Origin of the sequence: Filimonas zeae (genome assembly GCF_014641615.1) — a bacterium.
In the GTDB taxonomy this organism is placed as follows: Bacteria; Bacteroidota; Bacteroidia; order Chitinophagales; family Chitinophagaceae; genus Filimonas; species Filimonas zeae.
This window is the reverse complement of record NZ_BMIB01000016.1, coordinates 1-1,148: the sequence shown is the minus strand read 5'-3', so window position 1 is coordinate 1,148 and position 1,148 is coordinate 1. Positions and strand designations below refer to the sequence as shown.

The following is a 1,148-nucleotide window of genomic DNA, read 5'->3' as shown; positions in this document are numbered from 1 at the left end:
ACGGCTCAACTGGTGGAACTGGTGTATGGAGCAGCAGTGTTGTAAGTGTTGCTACAGTGGACAATAATGGATTAGTTCGTGGTGTAGCTGCTGGTTCTGCGGTTATTACTTATACTGTAACCACCGCCAAAGGTTGTGTGAGCCAGGATACTGCTCATATAGCTGTAAATGCTTTACCAGAGATGGAGAAAAGTGTTGGCGAACGTGAAGTGTGTGCCGGAAGTTCTGTTACGCTGACCAACGGCTCAACTGGTGGTACTGGCGTATGGAGCAGCAGTGCTGTAAGTGTAGCCACAATAGATAATAATGGTGTAGTTCGTGGTGTATCTGCAGGTTCTGCGGTTATCACTTACACTGTAACAACCGCCAAAGGTTGTGTAAGTGTGGATACTGCTCATATAGCTGTAAATGCTTTACCAGAGATGGAAAAGAGTGTTGGCGCGCGTGAGGTATGTGCCGGAAGTACGGTTACACTGACAAACGGCTCTACTGGTGGTACTGGTGTGTGGAGCAGCAGTGCTGTAAGCGTAGCTACAGTGGACAATAATGGATTAGTTCGTGGTGTATCTGCAGGTTCTGCGGTAATTACCTATACTGTAACCACTACCAAAGGTTGTGTAAGTGTGGATACTGCTCATATAGCTGTAAATGCTTTACCAGAGATGGAGAAGAGTATTGGCCTGCGTGAGGTATGTGTCGGAAGTGCTGTTACACTTACAAACGGCTCAACTGGTGGTACTGGCGTATGGAGCAGCAGTAATACTGGTATAGCCACAATAGATAATAATGGTGTAGTTCGTGGTGTAGCTGCTGGTTCTGCGGTTATTACTTACACTGTAACCACTGCCAAAGGTTGTGTAAGTGTGGATACTGCTCATATAGCTGTAAATGCTTTACCAGAGATGGAGAAGAGTATTGGCGCGCGTGAGGTGTGTGCCGGAAGTTCTGTTACGCTGACCAACGGCTCCACTGGTGGTACTGGTGTGTGGAGCAGCAGTGCTGTAAGTGTAGCCACAATAGATAATAATGGATTAGTTCGTGGTGTAACTGCTGGTTCTGCGGTTGTCACTTACACTGTAACAACCGCCAAAGGTTGTGTAAGTGTGGATACTGCTCATATAGCTGTAAATGCTTTACCAGAGATGGAG

At 46.7% G+C, this 1,148-nt stretch carries 1 protein-coding gene; it reads left to right on the top strand.

Features of this window, described 5'->3' with window-relative positions; genetic code table 11:
* On the top strand, positions 1 to 1,148 hold a 1,148-nt coding region (locus IEY13_RS29995), incomplete at both ends, for an Ig-like domain-containing protein (protein WP_188959469.1).